The 19,006-nt window shown below is 71.9% G+C and carries 18 protein-coding genes and 1 tRNA gene; 15 read left to right on the forward strand and 4 right to left on the reverse strand.

Going from position 1 to position 19,006, the window contains the following annotated elements; genetic code table 11:
* Positions 1-3: 3 nt before the first annotated feature.
* Positions 4-75, forward strand: a tRNA-Val gene (locus V7E45_RS10825).
* A 126-nt stretch (positions 76-201) separates the two neighbouring features.
* Here V7E45_RS10825 and V7E45_RS10830 read toward each other — a convergent pair.
* Positions 202-927 carry a 3'-5' exonuclease gene (locus V7E45_RS10830; RefSeq protein WP_333773883.1) on the reverse strand — a complete coding sequence of 242 codons (726 nt, stop codon included), beginning with the start codon at positions 925-927 and terminating at the stop codon, positions 202-204.
* A gap of 168 nt (positions 928-1,095) precedes the next feature.
* Between V7E45_RS10830 and V7E45_RS10835 the strand changes: the two genes are divergently transcribed.
* The 3 genes from V7E45_RS10835 (at position 1,096) to thrS (ending at position 4,972) form a co-directional block, all read left to right on the forward strand.
* Positions 1,096-1,662: a DUF4365 domain-containing protein gene (locus V7E45_RS10835; protein WP_333773884.1), complete on the forward strand. Its 567-nt coding sequence runs from the start codon at positions 1,096-1,098 to the stop codon at positions 1,660-1,662.
* Complete coding sequence (locus V7E45_RS10840; protein WP_333773885.1) at positions 1,659-2,903, forward strand: hypothetical protein; 1,245 nt, start codon at positions 1,659-1,661, stop codon at positions 2,901-2,903. Before V7E45_RS10835 ends, V7E45_RS10840 begins: the two co-directional genes overlap by 4 nt.
* Before the next feature lie 92 nt (positions 2,904-2,995).
* The gene (gene thrS, locus V7E45_RS10845; protein ID WP_333773886.1) at positions 2,996-4,972 is read left to right on the forward strand and encodes a threonine--tRNA ligase; all 1,977 of its coding nucleotides are present in this window, start codon (positions 2,996-2,998) and stop codon (positions 4,970-4,972) included.
* Positions 4,973-5,000: 28 nt separating this feature from the next.
* Here thrS and V7E45_RS10850 read toward each other — a convergent pair whose 3' ends face one another.
* Entirely contained in the window at positions 5,001-5,660 is a 660-nt protein-coding gene (locus V7E45_RS10850; protein WP_333773888.1) for a potassium channel family protein, read from the reverse strand.
* 67 nt (positions 5,661-5,727) lie between these two features.
* Between V7E45_RS10850 and V7E45_RS10855 the strand changes: the two genes are divergently transcribed.
* Positions 5,728-6,288, forward strand: a complete 561-nt coding sequence (locus tag V7E45_RS10855; protein WP_333773889.1) for an HIT family protein — start codon at positions 5,728-5,730, stop codon at positions 6,286-6,288.
* 156 nt (positions 6,289-6,444) lie between these two features.
* On the opposite strand, the gene V7E45_RS10860 is transcribed toward V7E45_RS10855, so the two are convergent.
* Both V7E45_RS10860 and V7E45_RS10865 read right to left on the reverse strand, forming a co-directional pair.
* Positions 6,445-8,091 (reverse strand): hypothetical protein, encoded by a 1,647-nt coding sequence (locus V7E45_RS10860; RefSeq protein WP_333773890.1) that lies wholly within the window; start codon positions 8,089-8,091, stop codon positions 6,445-6,447.
* A 234-nt stretch (positions 8,092-8,325) separates the two neighbouring features.
* Positions 8,326-10,521: an elongation factor G-like protein EF-G2 gene (locus tag V7E45_RS10865; RefSeq protein WP_333773891.1), complete on the reverse strand. Its 2,196-nt coding sequence runs from the start codon at positions 10,519-10,521 to the stop codon at positions 8,326-8,328.
* 250 nt (positions 10,522-10,771) lie between these two features.
* On the opposite strand from V7E45_RS10865, the gene pgsA reads away from it, so the two are divergent.
* The 10 genes from pgsA (at position 10,772) to ruvB (ending at position 18,984) form a co-directional block, all read left to right on the forward strand.
* A complete protein-coding gene (pgsA, locus tag V7E45_RS10870; RefSeq protein ID WP_333773919.1) occupies positions 10,772-11,500 on the forward strand; it encodes a phosphatidylinositol phosphate synthase in 729 nt (242 codons plus the stop codon).
* On the forward strand, positions 11,497-12,405 hold the full coding sequence (locus V7E45_RS10875; RefSeq protein ID WP_333773892.1) for a phosphatidylinositol mannoside acyltransferase: 909 nt from the start codon (positions 11,497-11,499) through the stop codon (positions 12,403-12,405). Before pgsA ends, V7E45_RS10875 begins: the two co-directional genes overlap by 4 nt.
* Positions 12,402-13,562 (forward strand): glycosyltransferase family 4 protein, encoded by a 1,161-nt coding sequence (locus V7E45_RS10880; protein ID WP_333773893.1) that lies wholly within the window; start codon positions 12,402-12,404, stop codon positions 13,560-13,562. Before V7E45_RS10875 ends, V7E45_RS10880 begins: the two co-directional genes overlap by 4 nt.
* Before the next feature lie 26 nt (positions 13,563-13,588).
* Positions 13,589-14,131, forward strand: a complete 543-nt coding sequence (locus V7E45_RS10885; RefSeq protein WP_333773894.1) for a hypothetical protein — start codon at positions 13,589-13,591, stop codon at positions 14,129-14,131.
* Between the two features lie 128 nt (positions 14,132-14,259).
* The gene (pdxS, locus tag V7E45_RS10890; RefSeq protein ID WP_333773895.1) at positions 14,260-15,165 is read left to right on the forward strand and encodes a pyridoxal 5'-phosphate synthase lyase subunit PdxS; all 906 of its coding nucleotides are present in this window, start codon (positions 14,260-14,262) and stop codon (positions 15,163-15,165) included.
* A 13-nt stretch (positions 15,166-15,178) separates the two neighbouring features.
* Positions 15,179-15,784, forward strand: a complete 606-nt coding sequence (gene pdxT, locus V7E45_RS10895) for a pyridoxal 5'-phosphate synthase glutaminase subunit PdxT (RefSeq protein ID WP_333773896.1) — start codon at positions 15,179-15,181, stop codon at positions 15,782-15,784.
* A gap of 48 nt (positions 15,785-15,832) precedes the next feature.
* Positions 15,833-16,585, forward strand: a complete 753-nt coding sequence (locus V7E45_RS10900; protein ID WP_020938873.1) for a YebC/PmpR family DNA-binding transcriptional regulator — start codon at positions 15,833-15,835, stop codon at positions 16,583-16,585.
* Between the two features lie 164 nt (positions 16,586-16,749).
* Positions 16,750-17,289 carry a crossover junction endodeoxyribonuclease RuvC gene (gene ruvC / locus V7E45_RS10905; RefSeq protein WP_333773897.1) on the forward strand — a complete coding sequence of 180 codons (540 nt, stop codon included), beginning with the start codon at positions 16,750-16,752 and terminating at the stop codon, positions 17,287-17,289.
* On the forward strand, positions 17,286-17,891 hold the full coding sequence (gene ruvA, locus V7E45_RS10910) for a Holliday junction branch migration protein RuvA (RefSeq protein ID WP_333773898.1): 606 nt from the start codon (positions 17,286-17,288) through the stop codon (positions 17,889-17,891). The genes ruvC and ruvA overlap by 4 nt, the downstream gene beginning before the upstream one ends.
* Positions 17,892-17,916: 25 nt before the next feature.
* Positions 17,917-18,984, forward strand: a complete 1,068-nt coding sequence (gene ruvB / locus V7E45_RS10915) for a Holliday junction branch migration DNA helicase RuvB (protein ID WP_333773899.1) — start codon at positions 17,917-17,919, stop codon at positions 18,982-18,984.
* Positions 18,985-19,006: the final 22 nt, after the last annotated feature.

Genomic DNA, 19,006 nt, shown 5'->3' on the forward strand with positions numbered 1-19,006 from the left:
CCCGGGCGATTAGCTCAGTGGGAGAGCGCTTCGTTCACACCGAAGAGGTCACTGGTTCGAACCCAGTATCGCCCACCGGGAGAGAGCCGGTCCGCGTCACGCGGACCGGCTCTTGCGCATTCGGCACGCGTCCGCACCACGGCCCGGGCCACCGGTTCACGGCCCCGCCGTCTCGCAGCCCTCCGCCACTCCGCCGGGCCGTCACGCCGCCGCGGGCAGCTCCGGCCGCAGCGGCCACTCCGTGCTGACGATCTCCTCCGAGCCGCTGCGCGCGAACCACGCCTGGAGCCCGCGCGCCTGCGCCGCGTGCCAGTTCGCCTGGAGCGTGTGCAACTCGGCGGGGGACAGGCGCTCCAGCCGGGTCGCGAACCGCCGGCTCAGCGCCCGGACGACCTCCATCGCGGCCAGTGCGTCCGCCGCGGCGTCGTGCGCGCCCTCCAGCGTCACGCCGTAGTGCGCGCACAGGTCGGTCAGCGTGCGCCGGCCCTTGCGGTAGCGGTCCAGATGCTTGTCCAGGACCCGCGGGTCCAGCACCCGCAGCGGCGTCGTCTCGAACCAGCGGTCCAGCGACGAGGCGCGGTGCCGGCGCAACTCCCGGTCCAGCAGCGTCAGATCGAAGGGCGCGTTCATCACCACCAGCGGGCGCCCCATGGCCGCGTGCTCGGCGAGCTGCTCGGCTATCTCGTACACCACCGGCGCCGGCCAGCGCCCGTGGTGCTGCAGGTGCTCGTCCGTCAGACCGTGCACCGCCGTCGCCGCCTCAGGCACCGGCACGCCCGGATTCACCAGCCAGCGCGTGATCCGCGGCCGGGTGCCCGGCGCGTCCTGGACGACGACGGCGGCCGACACGATCCGGTCGGTCTCGACGTCCACGCCCGTCGTCTCCGTGTCGAAGGCCGCCAGCGGCCCCTCGTACCAGGTCGTCATCCTCACACAACTCCTCGTTCACCCAGGGCAGGTGACGTTCCGTCTTCTGCCTGTTTGGTGATACCCGGGCCGTTTGCGCCGTACGCCGGGAGGAGACAACAGGAGTACGGGTCTTTGCAGTTCAGCGGCCCGCAACGGGGAAACCTTTGGCTCGGAAGGCTGTTGGTCATGGCCACTCTGCAGCCCGAGCGGGGCGGGCTGCTGCCCGAACGCACGGGCCCCCTTCGCGGCACACTCGCCACCACCGCCTGCATGGAGACGCTGCAGGTCGGCTATCTGCACGCGGTCGCCGCGGCCGCGGGCTGCTCGCTGTCCCAGCCCTTCCCGGACAACGGCATCGACTGGCACGTCAGCCACAGCGCGCCCGGGCACACCGTCGACGACGAGGTCACCATCAAGGTGCAGCTCAAGTGCACCTACCAGATCGCGCCGAACCCGCCGGGCCCCTTCTTCTCCTTCACGCTGGACAACGACCATCTGCGCAAACTCGCCCGCACGCCCGTCACGGTGCACAAGATCCTGGTGGTCATGCTCGTCCCGCGCTCCCAGGACGACTGGCTGCGCGCCAGTCACGACCGGCTGGACCTGAGGCACTGCTGCTACTGGGTCAACCTGGCCGGCCACCCGGTCACCGGCCGGCACCGGACCACCGTGCGGATACCGACCGCGCGCGTCTTCGACGACCGGGCGCTGTGCGAGATCATGACGCGGGTCGGGACGGGAGGCAGACCATGATCCGTCCGTACGACGAGCCCGGCCGCCGGGTCCGGCCGCACCCCGACGACCTCGCCTGGCACCGGCCGCCCGAGCCCGCCGACGTCGACCCCGCCGTGCTCGGCGCCCTGCTGCACCGGCACGGCTGGCAGCGGCGCGGCGGAGCGCCCGGCCGCTACGGCCGCTGGACCCCGCCCGGACCCGGCGGCGCCACCAGCCTGCTGGTGCCCGAGAGCCGGGCCTTCCCCGACAGCGACGACCTGCTCGGCGAGGCCCTCGACGCCCTCGCCCGCAGCGCCACCCCCGCCGCCCGCGAGGTACTGATCTCCCTCACCGTGCCCAGCGACGAGATCCGCTGGTGCCGGGACGTACCCGGCGGCCCCGCGGGCGCCGCCCCCTGGACGGCCGACGAGCAGCTGCGCACCGCCGCGCGCGGCACGCTGCTCGCGGCCGCGCTCGCCACCCGCGCCCGGGCCGGCTACCACGGCGCCCGGCACCGCGGGCCCGCCGCCGCCCTCCTGGAGCACGTCCTCGTCGGCCCCGCGACCGAAGGCCGCCGGCTCGCCGCCTTCGTGCCGGTGCCCACCGGCCGCGCGCTCGCCGTCCGCCTCCACCAGGCCCTGTACGCGACCCGCGAGGCCATCGACTACCAGCGGGCGACCGGCGGCATGGACGCCTTCGACGGTGCCGTGGCGGCGGGCGTCAGCCGTGAGCTGACCGAGGCGCTGACCGCGCTCGTCCGCGGCACCGAAGGCGCGCGCGTCGCCGTCGCCTGGGCGCCGGGCCCGGGAGTGCCCGACGGCTGCGCCGCCACCGCCGAACCCGTCGAGTTCTCGCCCGGCGACCTGCCCGCACTGCACGCGGCCGGACTCCGCTACCTGCGGGGCGAGCCCTCCGTACCGGTGCGGATCACCGGCGCGGTGGTCCGCCTGCGCCGCTCCGGACCGCGCGGCGCGGGCACCGTACGGCTGCGGGTGCTCGCCGGGGCCGAGGTCCCGCACCTGCGCGTCACTTTGGACGAGGAGGACTACCGCGTCGCCGGGCACGCCCATCTCGTCGGACTTCCCGTGCGGGTCCAGGGCCTGCTGGAGCGGCGGGGCGGCTTCCGCAGGCTCACCGGCGCCCGGGGGGTCGTCCCCGTCGAGGTGGACGACGCCGAGCGGGACCGGCTGATGAAGTCGCTCCAGGAGAGCCCCGGCTTCTTCGAGGAGGCGTGCGGCGAGGGGGAGCCGGAAGCGTACGGGGACGAGGACGGGGCGTAACCGTTTCGCGGTCGGAGCGGTCGGGTCGGTACGATCGCCTGTGCGCGCGCTCCTGGTATGGCGCCGCACCCCCCTTCAGTCAGGAGAGACCGGTGTCAGACGTCCGTGTGATCATCCAACGCGATTCCGAGCGGGAAGAACGCGTGGTGACGACGGGCACTACGGCCGCCGACCTCTTCGCCGGCGAGCGCTCGATCGTCGCCGCGCGCGTGGCCGGCGAGCTGCGGGACCTCGCGTACGAGCTGTCCGACGGCGACGAGGTCGAGGGCGTCGAGATCTCCTCCGAAGACGGTCTCAACATCCTCCGCCACTCCACCGCGCACGTCATGGCGCAGGCGGTGCAGGAGCTGTTCCCCGAGGCCAAACTGGGCATCGGCCCGCCCGTCAAGGACGGCTTCTACTACGACTTCGACGTCGAGAAGCCGTTCACGCCCGAGGATCTCAAGGCCATCGAGAAGAAGATGCAGGAGATCCAGAAGCGCGGGCAGAAGTTCGCCCGCCGCGTGGTCACCGACGAGGCCGCCCGCGAGGAGCTGGCCGGCGAGCCGTACAAGCTGGAGCTGATCGGCCTCAAGGGCTCCGCGTCCCATGACGACGGCGCGGACGTCGAGGTCGGCGCCGGCGAGCTGACGATCTACGACAACCTGGACGCCAAGACCGGCGAGCTGTGCTGGAAGGACCTCTGCCGCGGTCCGCACCTGCCCTCGACCCGTCTCATCCCGGCGTTCAAGCTGATGCGCAACGCGGCCGCCTACTGGCGCGGCAGCGAGAAGAACCCGATGCTCCAGCGCATCTACGGCACCGCCTGGCCGTCCAAGGACGAGCTGAAGGCGCACCTCGACTTCCTCGCCGAGGCCGAGAAGCGCGACCACCGCAAGCTCGGCTCCGAGCTGGACCTCTTCTCCATCCCCGAGCAGATCGGCTCCGGCCTCGCCGTCTTCCACCCCAAGGGCGGCATCGTCCGCCGGGTGATGGAGGACTACTCGCGCCGCCGGCACGAGGAGGAGGGCTACGAGTTCGTCTACACCCCGCACGCGACCAAGGGGAAGCTCTTCGAGACCTCGGGCCACCTGGACTGGTACGCCGACGGCATGTACCCGCCCATGCAGCTCGACGAGGGCGTGGACTACTACCTCAAGCCCATGAACTGCCCGATGCACAACCTGATCTTCGACGCGCGCGGCCGCTCGTACCGTGAGCTGCCGCTGCGTCTCTTCGAGTTCGGGACCGTGTACCGGTACGAGAAGTCGGGCGTCGTGCACGGGCTGACCCGTGCCCGCGGCTTCACCCAGGACGACGCGCACATCTACTGCACCCGTGAGCAGATGTCCGAGGAGCTGGACAAGACGCTCACCTTCGTCCTCGGCCTGCTGCGCGACTACGGCCTGACCGACTTCTACCTGGAGCTGTCCACCAAGGACCCGGAGAAGTTCGTGGGCTCCGACGAGGTCTGGGAGGAGGCGACCGAAACCCTGCGCCAGGTCGCCGAGAAGCAGGGCCTGCCCCTGGTCCCGGACCCGGGCGGCGCCGCCTTCTACGGCCCGAAGATCTCCGTCCAGACCAAGGACGCGATCGGCCGTACCTGGCAGATGTCGACCATCCAGCTCGACTTCAACCTGCCCGAGCGGTTCGACCTCGAGTACACCGGCCCCGACGGCTCCAAGCAGCGCCCGGTCATGATCCACCGCGCGCTGTTCGGCTCCATCGAGCGGTTCTTCGCCGTGCTCCTGGAGCATTACGCGGGCGCGTTCCCCGCCTGGCTGGCCCCGGTCCAGGCGCTCGGCATCCCGATCGGCGACGCGCACGTGGAGTACCTGGAGAAGTTCGCCGCGGCGGCCCGCAGGAAGGGCCTCCGTGTCGAGGTGGACTCCTCCTCGGACCGCATGCAGAAGAAGATCCGCAACGCCCAGAAGCAGAAGGTGCCCTTCATGGTCATCGCGGGCGACGAGGACATGTCGAACAACTCGGTGTCCTTCCGCTACCGCGACGGCTCGCAGGAGAACGGCATCCCGTTCGACGAGGCCATCGCCAAGATCGCGAAGGTAGTGGAGGAGCGGACGCAGATCTGACCCGCCGCGTGCGCGAGGCCCCCGGGGATCATCTCCCCGGGGGCTTCTCGTCGCCCTCGCGCGTGAAGATCTGCATGAGCCAGGACGAGAACGAACCCGTCACCGCGCCGAGCAGCCCCAGCCCGCAGGCCATCAGCCCGATCGCGATCGTCCGGCCGCCCGTGGTCACCGGGGTGACGTCCCCGTAGCCCACGGTGCTCAGGGTCGAGGCGGCCCACCACACGGCATCGCCGAACGTCCGGATCGTCGCGCCGGGCGCCCCGCGCTCCTGCTGGAAGACCGCGAGCGCGCCGGAGAACCCGAGCAGCACGGTGGACAGGCTGGCGTAGGCCATCACACGGGCGTACAGCGACAGCCTCGGCTCTCCCTGCCGGCGCTGGATCACGTCGTAGAGCGGGACGATCCGCAGCGGGCGCAGCAGGGGCAGCACGACCACGACCGTGTGCAGCACGTGCGTGGTGACGAAGCGCAGGAAGCGCTGCCCGCCGAGCCGCCAGCGCACCAGGTAGTCCGCCACGAACACCAGCCAGAGCGCGTACATCACGAACAGGCACAGGTTCTGCCAGCCCGACGCCAGGCTCATGGCCAGCACCCGGGTGGCATAGGCGGCTGTGAAGACCAGTGACGCCAGGAACAGGGGGATCTCGGTGCGCTGCTCCCAACGGGTCGCGGGGCTGTCGTCGTCCACCGGCCAAGCTTGGCCGGTCACCGTGGTCCTGCCGCCCCGGCGACACGCCGCGAACGGGCGAAGCCATATGCTGCCTTGCATGACGAGTGAGCCGGAACAGCAGATCGGAGTGGGGACGCAGGACGCGTTCCAGCGCCTGTGGACTCCCCACCGGATGGCCTACATCCAGGGTGAGAACAAGCCGACCGGACCGGGGTCCGGCGACGGCTGCCCCTTCTGCTCGATCCCGGCCAAGTCCGACGAGGACGGGCTGATCGTCCGCCGCGGTGACCACGTGTACGCGGTCCTCAACCTCTACCCGTACAACGGCGGCCACCTGATGACGGTGCCGTACCGGCACGTGGCCGACTACACCGAACTGACCGGGCCGGAGACCACCGAACTGGCCGAGCTGACCAAGCAGGCGATGACGGCCCTGCGCACCGCCTCCGGCGCGCACGGTTTCAACATCGGCATGAACCAGGGCACGGTGGCCGGCGCCGGTATCGCGGCCCACCTGCACCAGCACATCGTCCCGCGCTGGGGCGGCGACACCAACTTCATGCCGGTGGTCGGTCACACGAGGGTGCTGCCCCAGCTGCTGGCCGACACCAGGAAGATGCTCGCGGAGGCCTGGCCGACGGCCTGACCTTCCTCTTTCCGCCCGTCCGGCGTTCGAGGACGAGGCCCGCTCCGGGCCGAGAGCGGGGGGCTGGGGGCGGCAGCCCCCAGAGCCGCCTCAGCGGCCCTCAGCGGCCCGAACCGGCGGCCCTCACCGGCCCGCACCGCCCGAGCCGCCGGAGGCTCACGCGTCGTACAGGTCGGCCTTCCGCGGCGACGCGTCCTGCACCAGGCCGCTGAGGACGGACGAGCGGTTGCCGAACTTCTCGATGTTCACGCCGTTCTCCTCCAGGACCCGCAGCGCGGCCGAGTGCACCACCCGCAGCACCGGCGTCGCCGCGCGCAGGGCGTCGTCGGCCATGAAGCGGTGCCGCCAGGGCTGGTCGGCCCAGGCGTGCCGCAGGCCGAACGGCTCCGGCAGCACGAGCGAGCCGCCGAGCCACTTCAGCAGCGGCGGGTACCAGCCCAGCGGAGCGCGCGCGGCGAGCCGTACCACCTCGTCGGCGGTGACCAGCGGCAGCTTCACCGTCCGGGTCTCCCACGGCTTGAAGGACTTGCTGACCTCCTTGGCCGGCGCCTCCGGCTTGGAGGTGAACAGCGGGTTCACCGGCCCCAGGGCGTGTCCGGTGACCTCGATGCGCAGCGTCTCGTGCAGCACGGTCACCGTGATCAGCATGGTGATGACCAGCTGCCCGTCCCACAGGGTCCACTGCACGCCGAGGTAGTGCCGGTCGCCGCTGCCGAACTGCTGCTTGTTGCAGATGTCCTGTATGGCGTGCTGCTTGATCTGGAACGCGTCGACGTCCGTGCCGCCCGGCCGGGACACCGCCGTCGCCTTCTCACCGATCGGCGTGACGATCCAGTGCCGTATCGAGGGCCGCGGGAAACCGCCGGTGTTCAGCGGGCCCCGCTCCAGCATGCGCAGCTGGTCGTGGATCGCGCGGACGACGTCCCAGCTGCGGAAGGGATGGATCTCCCGGGTGGGGTCGGCGGGCACCAGGTCCTCGGCGAGCTGCCAGGCACCCCAGCGGGTGCCCATGCCGAGTATGCCCTTGGGTCCGGCGTAGAAGACCGAGTTCGACTGCTGCTCGGCGCTCAGCCGGGCCAGCGACTGGCGCAACTGCTCGGCGGCGGTCTCGCCGGGGCCGCGCGGCACCGCCTCGGGGACCTTGGCGCCGACGCTGCTGCCCGAGAGCAGCCCGTCCCAGCGCGCCCGCAGGTCCTGTGCCGTCCGCTCGCAGATCCGCTTCGCCCAGAACCAGCCGAGTACCGGGACGACGACGCACCCGCGGGCGTACCACGCCCAGAAGCCGCTGAACGGCATCTTGAGCAGGAACAGGGCGGCGAGTATGCCGACACCGGTGAGCAGGGCGGTGGCGAGTGCCCCGGCCCGCTTGTCCTCACGCCGGGCGACGAGGGTGCGCAGCTGGAAGACGAGCAGCCAGACGAGGAACCCCGGCAGGAAGATCAGCCCGCACAGCGCCACGACGGTGGACAGCCGGTTGTCGCGCTCGCGGCGGATGTTGTTGGCCGCCAGGCAGTGCTCCACGACGACCTGGGGCTCGGCGCCGAAGGACTGGATCAGCGGCTTGCGGCCGGGCGCGAGCATGCGGTCCGCCACGGCACGGGAGAAGGCCTCACCGAGATTCGGCCGGACCAGCTTCCACCGGCCGGCCTTGACCGTGGACTGGTGCCAGTCGTTGTCGGTCTTCTTGATGTCCTCGACCACGTTGTCCCGGTAGGCCGCCGAGGCCAGCGCGAAGGTCGCCGCCTGGCCCTCGTCGCCGGACACGGGCACCTGCGGTCCGTCCCACTCCGTTCCAACCGACATTCCCGCCCCCATCGCCGCCGGTGTCGCTCCTGCGGCCTTCCCGACTTCCCCGCTCCGCACACCTGTCGCCCGGTCCGTCGTACCGATACCGCCCCACTCCGGCACGACTTCGGCACCACGTGATCAGGTGATCAGCGTATCCGCAGCGACCGACACCGCGTCGGCGGACGGCCGAAGCCGCCCGCCGGCGCACGGGCGCACCGGGTGGTGAACCCCGTCGGTCGCCGCCGATCGCTAGGACTCGCCCGCCTGTTCGCGGATCCGCTCGGCGATCTGCGGCGGCATCGGCTCGTGCCGCGCGTAGGCGCGGTCGAAGCGGGCGGTGCCGTGCGACAGGGAGCGCAGGTCGATCGCGTAGCGGCCGATCTCGAACTCCGGCACCTCGGCCCGGACCAAGGTCCGCCCGGCGCCCACCTGTTCGGTGCCGACCACCCGGCCGCGCCTGCTCGACAGGTCGCTCATCACCGCGCCCACGTAGTCGTCGGGGACCAGCACCGTCACCTCGACCACCGGCTCCAGCAGATGGATCCGCGTCTCGGCCGCGGCCTCGCGCAGCGCCAGCGCGCCCGCCGTCTGGAACGCCGCGTCGGAGGAGTCCACCGAGTGCGCCTTGCCGTCCAGCAGCGTGATCCGCACGTCCACCAGCGGATAGCCGGCGGCCACCCCCTTGGCGGCCTGCGCCCGTACGCCCTTCTCCACGGACGGGATGAACTGACGCGGCACGGCGCCGCCGACCACCTTGTCGACGAACTCGATGCCCGAGCCGCCCGGCAGCGGCTCCACCTCGATCTCGCAGATCGCGTACTGCCCGTGACCGCCGGACTGCTTCACGTGCCGGCCGCGCCCGGCGGCCTTCGTCGCGAACGTCTCTCGCAGCGAGACCTTGTGCGGAACGACGTCGACCTGGACGCCGTAGCGGCTGCGCAGCCGCTCCAGGGCGACGTCGGCGTGGGCCTCGCCCAGGCACCACAGGACCACCTGGTGGGTGTCCTGGTTCTGCTCCAGGCGCATCGTCGGGTCCTCGGCGACCAGGCGGGACAGCCCCTGCGAGAGCTTGTCCTCGTCCGCCTTGCTGTGCGCCTGGATGGCGAGCGGCAGCAGGGGGTCGGGCATCTGCCAGGGCTCCATCAGGAGCGGGTCGTCCTTGGCCGAGAGCGTGTCCCCGGTCTCCGCGCGGCCGAGCTTGGCCACGCACACCAGGTCGCCGGCGACCGCGTGGGTGACCGGGCGCTGCTGCTTGCCGAAGGACATGGACAGGGCGCCGATCTTCTCGTCGACGTCGTGGTCCTCGTGCCCGCGGTCGGCCATGCCGTGCCCGGAGACGTGCACCGTCTCGTCGGGGCGCAGGCTGCCGGAGAAGACGCGGACCAGGGACACGCGGCCGACGTAGGGGTCGGAGGAGGTCTTCACGACCTCGGCGACCAGCGGTCCCTCGGTGTCGCAGGCCTTCAGCTCGCGCGGCCTGCCGTCGATGGTGGTGACCCCGGGCATGGGGTGCTCGAACGGGGTCGGGAAGCCGCCGGTGACCAGCTCCAGCAGTTCGACGGTGCCGAGGCCCTGCCGGCCGCCGTCGGTGGCGGGGGCGGCGGCGAGGACGGGGAAGAAGGTGCCGCGCGCGACGGCCCGCTCCAGGTCGTCGATCAGCGTCTTGATCTCGATCCGCTCACCGCCCAGGTAGCGGTCCATGAGGGTCTCGTCCTCGCTCTCGGCGATGATCCCCTCGATCAGCCGGTTGCGGGCGTCCTCGATGTCCGGCAGCTGGTCCTCGCCGGGCTCGGACTCCTTGCGCTCCCCGGTCGAGTAGTCGAACAGCTTCTGCGTGAGCAGCCCGACGAGGCCGGTCACGGGCGCGTGCCCGTCGGGGCCCTCCGGGCCGCGCAGCGGCAGGTACAGCGGGAGCACGGCGTCGGGGTCGTCGGCGCCGAATGCCTCGGCGCACACCCGGGTCATCTCCTCGAAGTCCGCGCGTGCGGCCTCCAGGTGCGTGACGACGATCGCGCGGGGCATGCCGACGGCCTGGCACTCCTCCCAGACCATGCGGGTGGAGCCGTCCACGCCGTCCGCGGCGGAGACGACGAAGAGGGCCGCGTCCGCCGCGCGCAGACCGGCCCTCAGCTCCCCGACGAAGTCGGCGTATCCGGGGGTGTCGAGAATGTTGATCTTGATGCCGTCCCAGCCGACCGGCACCAGGGAGAGCTGTACGGAGCGTTGCTGCCGGTGCTCGATGTCGTCGTAGTCGGAGACGGTGCCGCCGTCCTCCACGCGGCCCGCCCGGTTCACGGCCCCCGCGGTCAGCGCGAGAGCCTCCACCAAGGTCGTCTTGCCCGAACCGGAGTGGCCGACCAGCACCACATTCCGTACGGACGCGGGGTGGTCGGCCGTCAGAGCCCTGCCGGCGGCCCCGGGGTGTGATTGCGCCTTGTCGCCCATGATCCTGCCTCCCGTGGACGGTGAGGTCACTGTGGGCGCGGACACGCGGCACCGCGTGCACTGGCGGCTCCGGCGACGCCCGCGGTCCTTCGAGCTTTCCACTCCCGTCACGTTGCGTCCATACGAACGACGTCGCCGGGCACCGCAGCGGACCGGTCGGGCCACGCGCACCCCGTGCGGGAGGGCGCGCACCGGATCGCGCCGCCGGCTGCGGGTGCCCGCCCGCCACGCACACGCGCGCGTGGCTACGATGGGCCAGCCGGTGGTCACCAGGGCCGCGGCGACACCGACCCTCGGGAAGGCCATGCTGAACAAGTACGCGCGTGCATTCTTCACGCGTGTCCTCACACCGTTCGCCGCGTTTCTGATCCGCCGGGGCGTCAGCCCCGACGCGGTCACACTCATCGGCACGGCCGGTGTGGTCGCGGGCGCGCTGGTCTTCTACCCCAGGGGCGAGTTCTTCTGGGGCACGGTCGTGATCACGCTGTTCGTCTTCTCCGACCTGGTCGACGGCAACATGGCCCGCCAGCTCGGCCGCTCGAGCCGCTGGGGAGCGTTCCTGGACTCCACCCTGGACCGGGTCGCCGACGGCGCGATCTTCGGCGGCTTCGCGTTGTGGTACGCGGGCAACGGCGACGACAACGTGCTGTGCGCCGTCTCCATCTTCTGCCTGGCGAGCGGGCAGGTGGTGTCGTACACCAAGGCGCGCGGCGAGTCGATCGGGCTGCCGGTGGCCGTCAACGGGCTCGTCGAGCGGGCCGAACGACTGGTGATCTCGCTGGTCGCCGCCGGTTTCGCGGGCCTGCACAAGTTCGGTGTGCCGGGCATCCAGTGGCTGCTGCCGATCGCCCTGTGGATCGTCGCCGTGGGCAGCCTGGTCACCCTGGTCCAGCGGGTGGTCACCGTCCGCCGCGAGTCCGCCGAGGCCGAGGCGGAGGCGCGGGAGGGCGCGTCCCGGGGGAGCGGGGCGGCGACGTGAGCGCCGCCGACCGGCTCAGCGACACGCTGTACGGGGTCGGCTGGGGCACCGTGAAGAAGCTCCCCGAACCCGTCGCCGTGCGCCTCGGCCGCACCATCGCCGACCTCGCCTGGAAGCAGCGCGGCAAGGGTGTGCTGCGGCTCGAGGCCAACTACGCGCGCGTGGTGCCCGACGCCACGCCCGAGCGCCTGCGCGCGCTCTCCCGCGCGGGCATGCGGTCGTACCTGCGCTACTGGATGGAGTCCTTCCGGCTCCCCGCCTGGAGCGCCGAGCGGGTGCGGACCGGCTTCGACCCCAAGGACATCCACCGTCTCACCGACGCCCTGGCCGCCGGGCAGGGCGTGGTACTCGCCCTGCCGCACCTGGCCAACTGGGACCTGGCCGGTGCCTGGGTCACCACCAAGCTGCGGACGCCGTTCACCACGGTCGCCGAACGGCTCGAGCCCGAGACGCTGTACGACCGGTTCGTCGCCTACCGCGAGGGCCTCGGCATGGAGGTCCTGCCGCACAGCGGCGGCTCCGCCTTCGGCACCCTGGCCCGGCGGCTGCGCGACGGCGGCCTGGTCTGCCTGGTCGCCGACCGCGACCTGTCCGCCTCCGGCGTGGAGGTCGACTTCTTCGGCGAGAAGGCCCGGATGCCCGCGGGACCGGCCCTGCTCGCCCAGCAGACCGGCGCACTGCTGCTGCCGGTCACCCTCTGGTACGACGACTCGCCCGTCATGAAGGGACAGGTGCACCCCGCCATCGAGGTGCCCGAGTCAGGCACCCGGGCCGAGAAGACGTCTGTCATGACACAGGCGCTGGCCGACGCCTTCGCCACCGGGATCGCCGACCATCCGGAGGACTGGCACATGCTCCAGCGGCTGTGGCTCGCCGACCTAGACCCCGCGAAGGGACCCTCGTGAGAATCGGGATCGTCTGCCCGTACTCCTGGGACGTGCCCGGTGGCGTCCAGTTCCACATCCGCGACCTCGCCGAGTACTTCCTCCGCCTCGGCCACGAGGTGTCCGTCCTCGCGCCCGCCGACGACGACACCCCGCTGCCGCCCTACGTCGTGTCGGCGGGGCGCGCGGTGCCGGTGCCGTACAACGGCTCGGTGGCCCGCCTCAACTTCGGCTTCCTGTCGGCCGCGCGGGTGCGCCGCTGGCTGCACGACGGCGCGTTCGACGTGGTCCACATCCACGAGCCGACGTCGCCCTCGCTGGGTCTGCTCACCTGCTGGGCGGCCTCCGGCCCGATCGTGGCCACCTTCCACACCTCCAACCCACGCTCGCGCGCGATGCTCGCCGCGTACGCCATCCTCCAGGCCGCGCTGGAGAAGATCAGCGCACGGATCGCGGTCAGCGAGTACGCCCGGCGCACGCTGGTCGAGCACCTGGGCGGCGACGCGGTGGTCATCCCCAACGGCGTCGACGTCGACTTCTTCGCCAAGGCCGAGCCGCGCCCCGAGTGGCAGGGCGAGACGCTCGGCTTCATCGGCCGCATCGACGAGCCCCGCAAGGGACTCCCGGTCCTGATCAAGGCCCTGCCGAAGATCCTCGACGCCCGCCCGGGTGCCCGGCTGCTGGTCGCCGGGCGGGGCGACGAGGAGGCGGCCGTCGAGGACCTGCCCGAGGAACTGCGTTCCCGCGTCCAGTTCCTCGGCATGGTCAGCGACGAGGACAAGGCGAGCTTCCTGCGCAGCGTCGACCTGTACGTGGCGCCCAACACCGGCGGCGAGAGCTTCGGCATCATCCTGGTCGAGGCCATGTCGGCCGGCGCCCCCGTGCTCGCCTCCGACCTGGACGCCTTCGTCCAGGTCCTCGACCAGGGCGCGGCCGGCGAGGTCTTCGCCAACGAGGACGCGGACGCCCTGGCCGAGGCGGCCGTACGGCTCCTGGCGGACCCGGCCCGGCGGGAGGAACTGCGCGAGCGGGGCAGCGCCCACGTCCGCCGCTTCGACTGGTCGACCGTCGGCGCGGACATCCTGTCGGTGTACGAGACGGTCACCACCGGCACGTCGGCCGTGGCCGCGGACGAGAGGACGGGTCTGCGGGCCCGGTTCGGCCTGGCCCGCGACTGACCCCGGCCCACCGATAGCCTTCGCCCGTGACCGCAACCCTCATCTGGATCCTCGTCGCGCTCGTCGCCGTCGGCCTGTACCTGAGCTGGACGGCCGGCCGGCTCGACCGGCTGCACGTGCGGATGGACGCGGCCCGCGCCGCGCTGGACGCGCAGTTGCTGCGACGGGCCTCCGTGGCCCAGGAACTGGCGACCTCGGGCGTGCTGGACCCGGCCGCCTCGATCGTCCTCTACGAGGCCGCGCACGCCGCCCGGCAGGCCGAGGAGGAGCACCGGGAGGTCGCGGAGAGCGAGCTGAGCCAGGCCCTGCGCGCGATCTTCGAGGACCCGCGCCAGGTCGAGGGCGTGCGCGAGGCGCCGGGCGGCGAGGAGGCGGCACACGAGCTGGCCGAGGCCGTCCGCCGGGTCCCCATGGCCCGCCGCTTCCACAACGACGCCGTGGGTGCCGCCCGCAGACTCCGGGAACACCGCAAGGTCCGCTGGTTCCGGCTGGCCGGTCACGCTCCCTTCCCGCTGGCCTTCGAGATGGACGACGAACCGCCCGCCGCCCTGGTCGAGCGCGTCGCCTGAGGCGCCGGCCGGCCATCCGGCCGCGGCCAAAAAAATCCACCGGCTTGCCATTGGCCCTTGCTGTGGCCTGGTCCACTCGCGTTACCTCGAAGCTGCAGAAACTCTCTTTCCCGTCAGTGAGGTCACCCGTGTCCACCACCGAGAACCAGGCTCCCGAGACCGGCACCGCCCGCGTGAAGCGCGGCATGGCCGAACAGCTCAAGGGCGGCGTGATCATGGACGTCGTCACGCCGGAGCAGGCGAAGATCGCCGAGGACGCGGGCGCCGTCGCCGTCATGGCCCTGGAGCGGGTCCCGGCCGACATCCGCAAGGACGGCGGCGTGGCCCGCATGTCCGACCCGGACATGATCGAGGGCATCATCGACGCCGTCTCGATCCCGGTCATGGCCAAGTCCCGCATCGGCCACTTCGTCGAGGCCCAGGTGCTGCAGTCCCTCGGCGTCGACTACATCGACGAGTCCGAGGTCCTCACCCCGGCCGACGAGGTCAACCACTCCGACAAGTGGGCGTTCACCACCCCCTTCGTCTGCGGTGCCACCAACCTGGGCGAGGCCCTGCGCCGCATCGCCGAGGGCGCGGCGATGATCCGGTCCAAGGGCGAGGCCGGCACCGGCAACGTCGTCGAGGCCGTCCGCCACCTGCGCCAGATCAAGAACGAGATCGCCCGCCTGCGCGGCTACGACAACAACGAGCTGTACGCCGCCGCCAAGGAGCTGCGCGCCCCCTACGAGCTCGTCAAGGAGGTCGCCGAGCTGGGCAAGCTCCCGGTGGTCCTCTTCTCCGCCGGTGGCGTCGCCACCCCGGCCGACGCCGCCCTGATGCGCCAGCTCGGCGCCGAGGGCGTGTTCGTCGGCTCCGGCATCTTCAAGTCCGGCGACCCGGCCAAGCGCGCCGCCGCCATCGTGAAGGCCACCACGTTCTACGACGACCCGAAGATCATCGCGGAGGCGTCCCGCAACCTCGGCGAGGCCATGGTCGGCATCAACTGCGACACCCTCCCCGAGACCGAGCGCTACGCCAACCGCGGCTGGTAAGGCACCGAACCACATGAACACCCCCGTCATTGGCGTCCTGGCCCTCCAGGGCGACGTACGGGAGCACCTCATCGCCCTGGCCGCGGCCGACGCCGTGGCCAGGCCGGTGCGGCGCCCCGAGGAACTCGCCGAGGTGGACGGTCTCGTCCTGCCCGGCGGCGAGTCCACCACCATCTCCAAGCTGGCCGTCCTCTTCGGAGTGATGGAACCGCTCCGCGCGCGTGTGCGCGCCGGCATGCCCGTCTACGGCACCTGCGCCGGAATGATCATGCTCGCCGACAAGATCCTCGACCCCCGCTCGGGCCAGGAGACCATCGGCGGCATCGACATGATCGTGCGCCGCAACGCCTTCGGCCGGCAGAACGAGTCCTTCGAGGCAGCGGTCGACGTGAGGGGCGTCGAGGGCCATCCTGTGGAGGGCGTCTTCATCCGCGCCCCCTGGGTCGAGTCCGTGGGCGCCGGGGCCGAGGTGCTCGCCGAGCACGACGGCCACATCGTCGCGGTCCGCCAGGGCAACGTGCTCGCCACGTCGTTCCACCCGGAGCTGACCGGCGACCACCGCGTGCACTCGCTGTTCGTCGACATGGTGCGCGCCAACCGGACACCGGAGTCCTTGTAGGATCTCTGGAGTCGTTGCAGAGATGGGTTACGCGAAGGAGACAGGCAGATGTCCGGCCACTCTAAATGGGCCACGACGAAGCACAAGAAGGCCGTGATCGACGCCAAGCGCGGCAAGCTCTTCGCGAAGCTGATCAAGAACATCGAGGTCGCGGCGCGTATGGGCGGCGTGGACCTCGAAGGCAACCCGACGCTGTACGACGCCGTCCAGAAGGCCAAGAAGCAGTCGGTCCCGAACAAGAACATCGACTCCGCCATCAAGCGCGGCGGCGGTCTCGAGGCCGGTGGCGCGGACTACGAGACGATCATGTACGAGGGCTACGGCCCCAACGGTGTCGCGGTGCTCATCGAGTGCCTCACCGACAACCGCAACCGCGCAGCCTCCGACGTCCGGGTCGCCATGACCCGCAACGGCGGCAACATGGCGGACCCGGGCTCCGTGTCGTACATGTTCAGCCGCAAGGGCGTCGTCATCGTCCCCAAGGGCGAGCTGAGCGAGGACGACGTCCTCGGTGCCGTCCTGGACGCGGGCGCCGAGGAGGTCAACGACCTCGGTGAGACCTTCGAGGTCATCAGCGAGGCCACCGACCTGGTCGCGGTCCGCACCGCCCTTCAGGAGGCCGGCATCGACTACGACTCCGCCGACTCCAGCTTCGTGCCGTCCGTCCAGGTCGAACTGGACGAGGAGGGCGCCAAGAAGATCTTCAAGCTGATCGACGCGCTCGAGGACAGCGACGACGTGCAGAACGTCTTCGCCAACTTCGACGTCAGCGACGAGATCATGGAGAAGGTCGACGCGTAGCACCCCCGACGCGCAGCACCCCCCGAGGGGTGCACGGGTTCTCACGGGCCGACGGGACACCCCGTCGGCCCGTCGCCTTCCCGGTGCCGCTTCCGGGGCGCGCTGCGGGGCGTTGTCGGTGGTACCCGATAGCCTGCGGAAACAGGCGATCGAAGGGAGGGCGCGTGCGCGTGATGGGGGTGGACCCCGGACTGACGCGGTGCGGTGTCGGCGTCGTCGAGGGGGTCGCGGGCCGGCCGCTCACCATGCTCGGGGTGGGGGTCGTACGCACGCCCGCCGACGCCGACCTCAGCCACCGGCTGCTCGCCGTCGAACAGGGCCTGGAGCAGTGGCTCGACGAGCACCGGCCGGAGTTCGTCGCCGTCGAGCGCGTCTTCAGCCAGCACAACGTCAGCACCGTCATGGGCACCGCCCAGGCCAGCGCCGTCGCGATGCTCTGCGCCGCCCGGCGCGGCATCCCGGTCGCCCTGCACACCCCCAGCGAGGTCAAGGCGGCCGTCACCGGCACAGGCCGCGCCGACAAGGCCCAGGTCGGCGCCATGGTCACCCGCCTGCTGCGGCTCAGCGCCCCGCCGAAGCCCGCCGACGCCGCCGACGCCCTCGCCCTCGCCATCTGCCACATCTGGCGCGCCCCCGCCCAGAACCGGCTCCAGCAGGCGGTCGCCCTGCACACCGCCCACGCAACGAAAGGCCGTACGGCATGATCGCCTTCGTCAGCGGCACCGTCGCCGCGCTCGCCCCCGACGCGGCGGTCGTCGAGGTCGGCGGCGTCGGCATGGCCGTCCAGTGCACCCCCGACACGCTCTCCACGCTCCGCGTCGGCCGGCCCGCCAAGCTGCACACCTCCCTGGTCGTCCGCGAGGACTCACTGACCCTCTACGGCTTCGCCGACGACGACGCGCGCCAGGTCTTCGTCCTGCTCCAGACCGCGAGCGGCGTCGGCCCCCGGCTCGCCCAGGCGATGCTCGCCGTGCACACCCCGGACGCGCTGCGCCGCGCCGTCGCCACCGGTGACGAGAAGGCCCTCACCGCCGTCCCGGGCATCGGCAAGAAGGGCGCACAGAAGCTGCTGCTGGAGCTGAAGGACCGGCTCGGCGCCCCCACCGGCGCGCCCTCGGTCGGCGCCCCGGTCACCCAGGGCTGGCGCGACCAGCTGCACGCCGCCCTCATCGGCCTGGGCTACGCCACCCGCGAGGCCGAGGAGGCCGTGGCCGCCGTGGCCCCGCAGGCCGAGGCCGCCGACGGCACGCCCCAGGTGGGCCAGTTGCTGAAGGCCGCGCTGCAGACCCTGAACCGAGCCCGCTGACCCCAACCCCTGTCGAGGCACATTCATGAACTGGGACGACACGTCCGACACCGCCGAGGAGCGGCTGGTGGGCTCGGCCGCCGACCGGGAGGACCAGGCCGTCGAGGCCGCCCTGCGGCCCAAGGACCTCGGTGAGTTCATCGGCCAGGAGAAGGTCCGCGAACAGCTCGACCTCGTGCTGCGCGCCGCACGCGCACGCGGCGCCACCGCCGACCACGTGCTGCTCTCCGGCGCGCCCGGCCTGGGCAAGACCACCCTGTCGATGATCATCGCGGCCGAGATGGGCGCCCCCATCCGCATCACCTCCGGCCCCGCCATCCAGCACGCGGGCGACCTGGCGGCGATCCTCTCCTCCCTCCAGGAGGGCGAGGTCCTCTTCCTGGACGAGATCCACCGCATGTCCCGGCCCGCCGAGGAGATGCTGTACATGGCCATGGAGGACTTCCGCGTCGACGTCATCGTCGGCAAGGGCCCGGGCGCCACCGCCATCCCCCTCGAACTGCCGCCCTTCACCCTCGTCGGCGCCACCACCCGCGCGGGCCTGCTGCCGCCCCCGCTGCGTGACCGCTTCGGCTTCACCGCGCACATGGAGTTCTACGAGCCCGCCGAGCTGGAGCGGGTCGTGCACCGCTCGGCGCACCTGCTGGACGTCGAGATCGAGCCGGACGGCGCCGCCGAGATCGCCGGCCGCTCCCGCGGCACGCCCCGGATCGCCAACCGTCTGCTGCGCCGGGTACGCGACTACGCCCAGGTCAAGGCCGACGGGCTGATCACCCGCGAGATCGCCGGGGCGGCCCTCGCCGTGTACGAGGTCGACGCGCGCGGCCTCGACCGCCTCGACCGGGCCGTCCTGGAGGCGCTGCTGAAACTGTTCGGCGGCGGTCCGGTCGGTCTGTCGACCCTGGCGGTCGCGGTGGGGGAGGAGCGCGAGACGGTCGAGGAGGTCGCCGAGCCCTTCCTGGTGCGAGAGGGCCTGCTGGCCCGTACGCCCCGGGGCCGGGTCGGCACCCCGGCGGCCTGGGAGCACCTCGGTCTGACCCCGCCCCGCTCGTCAGCCGCGGGAAACGGACAAGGGGACCTGTTCGGGGCGTGAGGGCGGCGTGATGCGTTCGTGA

The organism is Streptomyces sp. IBSBF 3136, assembly GCF_036815105.1.
Lineage (GTDB): Bacteria > Actinomycetota > Actinomycetes > Streptomycetales > Streptomycetaceae > Streptomyces.

What these genes read in the sequence shown, in the direction of transcription:
- V7E45_RS10830 (WP_333773883.1), bottom strand. Translation starts at nt 927, where the DNA reads ATGACGACCTGGTACGAGGGGCCGCTGGCGGCCTTCGACACGGAGACG.
- V7E45_RS10835 (WP_333773884.1), top strand. Translation starts at nt 1,096, where the DNA reads ATGGCCACTCTGCAGCCCGAGCGGGGCGGGCTGCTGCCCGAACGCACG.
- V7E45_RS10840 (WP_333773885.1), top strand. Translation starts at nt 1,659, where the DNA reads ATGATCCGTCCGTACGACGAGCCCGGCCGCCGGGTCCGGCCGCACCCC.
- V7E45_RS10855 (WP_333773889.1), top strand. Translation starts at nt 5,728, where the DNA reads ATGCTGCCTTGCATGACGAGTGAGCCGGAACAGCAGATCGGAGTGGGG.
- V7E45_RS10860 (WP_333773890.1), bottom strand. Translation starts at nt 8,091, where the DNA reads ATGTCGGTTGGAACGGAGTGGGACGGACCGCAGGTGCCCGTGTCCGGC.
- V7E45_RS10865 (WP_333773891.1), bottom strand. Translation starts at nt 10,521, where the DNA reads ATGGGCGACAAGGCGCAATCACACCCCGGGGCCGCCGGCAGGGCTCTG.
- pgsA (WP_333773919.1), top strand. Translation starts at nt 10,772, where the DNA reads ATGGGCCAGCCGGTGGTCACCAGGGCCGCGGCGACACCGACCCTCGGG.
- pdxT (WP_333773896.1), top strand. Translation starts at nt 15,179, where the DNA reads ATGAACACCCCCGTCATTGGCGTCCTGGCCCTCCAGGGCGACGTACGG.
- V7E45_RS10900 (WP_020938873.1), top strand. Translation starts at nt 15,833, where the DNA reads ATGTCCGGCCACTCTAAATGGGCCACGACGAAGCACAAGAAGGCCGTG.
- ruvA (WP_333773898.1), top strand. Translation starts at nt 17,286, where the DNA reads ATGATCGCCTTCGTCAGCGGCACCGTCGCCGCGCTCGCCCCCGACGCG.
- ruvB (WP_333773899.1), top strand. Translation starts at nt 17,917, where the DNA reads ATGAACTGGGACGACACGTCCGACACCGCCGAGGAGCGGCTGGTGGGC.